Genomic DNA, 1,526 nt, shown 5'->3' with positions numbered 1-1,526 from the left:
TTTTTTTATACCCCCTTGGTCGGGTGCGGGGGGGTCCGGCCCCCGCCCCCCCCCCCCCTTCCGTATGTGTGCCCCTACTTCTCCGGCAGGAGTTCCGGACTCAGCAGGAGCGTGCGCAGCTGCTCCCGGCCGATCGGGGGGCTCTTGAGCAGCGGCCCCTGGGACCGGTCGCCGGTGTAACCCGTGCTGGAGCGGGCCGCGAGCAGCGATCCGTCCTTCAGTTCGAGCCGTCCGATCAGCTCGGGGCCCCACTGCGGCGTACCGCCGTCTCCGTACTCCATCGAGTCGCTCCAGATCGTCAGCGCGCTGCCGTCCGGCAGTTCCTCGTGCACGCAGTCGGATCGGCGCAGGTCGTGTCCCTGTGGCTCGCAGAGGTCACCCACGGGGGATCCGCCGAACTTCTCGGTGACCTGCGGGGCATCCATCAGCAGCAGGACGAGATAGCCGACCCCGCCGTCCCTGCGGACCGCGTACTGCCCGTCCAGCGGGCCCACGTACTCCGTGTGGTCCTGCTCGGGTTTCGCCTGCTTGATCAGGGCGGCCAGGGAGACCTGTTCGATGTCTCCCACCCCGGCCGGGAGGAGCGCCGCCAGCCGCTCCGCCTTCCCCGCCCTGTCGGCCTGCCCCGCCGGCGCCGAGGCCACCGAGGACCGCTCCGTCTCCGGCCCGGCCGCGAACCCGGGCAGCGTGACGGCTCCGGCCGCGACGACCGCGAGCGCGGCGGCCGACACGACGGCGCGGCGCCTGTACCGGACCCTGGCGGCCCGGGCGTACACCGCCTCGGTGGAGACGGCCGGACGGCCCGCCCCCTCGGTGGCCCGCTCCAGCAGTTCGTGCACGTCGTTCATACGAGTTCCTCCGCCATTTCGGCGCGCAGCGCCGCCAACCCCCGAGCCGTGTGGCTCTTGACCGTGTTCTCCCGCATCCCGAGCAGCTCGGCCGTGGCCTCGACGCTCAGGTCCTCCCAGTAGCGCAGCACCAGCACGGCACGCTGCCTGGCCGTGAGCCGGGCGAGTGCCGCCCGGACCATGAGGCCGGTGTCCGTGTCGGCCGGAGTGCCCGCGTGGTCGGGCAGTTCTCCGTACGCCTGCTCGCGCCGCCAGAATCTGCGGCGGCCCGCGATGAAGGTGTTCACCAGGGTCTTGCGCGCGTACGCCTCGATGTTGTCGAGCCGCCCGTGACGCCTCCCGCCGAGGACGACCTTCACCAGCGTCGTCTGGACCAGGTCGTCGGCCTCGTGCCGGTCGCCGCACAGCAGGTAGGCGCTGCGGTACAGCGCGGTGCGCCGGTCCTCGACGAAGGCGTACAGCGCGGCGTCGTCATCGGTCCGCATCGTCACCACCCCCTCTCCCGGCCCGCGGACGCGGACCGTCTCACCCTTCCAGTGCGCCGGGGCGGGTGGCAGGTTGCAGCGACGGCCGGACGCGGGGGAGGGGGGGGCGGGGGCGCCCCCCACCCCCCGCCCCGTGGGGGGGCCCACCCCCCATCACCCCCAACACCCCGCCCGGGGGGTGTTAAAAAAATAA

Annotated in this window: 2 protein-coding genes; both read right to left on the bottom strand. The window is 72.8% G+C overall.

From position 1 onward, the window contains the following. Positions 1–74 precede the first annotated feature (74 nt). Positions 75–848 carry a hypothetical protein gene (locus tag ACFWVP_RS15240; protein WP_384496813.1) on the bottom strand — a complete coding sequence of 258 codons (774 nt, stop codon included), beginning with the start codon at positions 846–848 and terminating at the stop codon, positions 75–77. After that, positions 845–1,333 (bottom strand): SigE family RNA polymerase sigma factor, encoded by a 489-nt coding sequence (locus ACFWVP_RS15235; RefSeq protein WP_384496811.1) that lies wholly within the window; start codon positions 1,331–1,333, stop codon positions 845–847. The genes ACFWVP_RS15240 and ACFWVP_RS15235 overlap by 4 nt, the downstream gene beginning before the upstream one ends. Positions 1,334–1,526 lie beyond the last annotated feature (193 nt).

Source organism: Streptomyces sp. NPDC058637 (assembly GCF_042717325.1).
In the GTDB taxonomy this organism is placed as follows: Bacteria; Actinomycetota; Actinomycetes; order Streptomycetales; family Streptomycetaceae; genus Streptomyces.
Note: the sequence above shows the minus strand (reverse complement) of the source record. Positions and strands in the feature narration are given on the sequence as shown.

Bases quoted from the DNA above. Each gene is read 5' to 3' on its own strand.
- ACFWVP_RS15240 (WP_384496813.1), bottom strand. From the start codon at position 848: ATGAACGACGTGCACGAACTGCTGGAGCGGGCCACCGAGGGGGCGGGC.
- ACFWVP_RS15235 (WP_384496811.1), bottom strand. From the start codon at position 1,333: ATGCGGACCGATGACGACGCCGCGCTGTACGCCTTCGTCGAGGACCGG.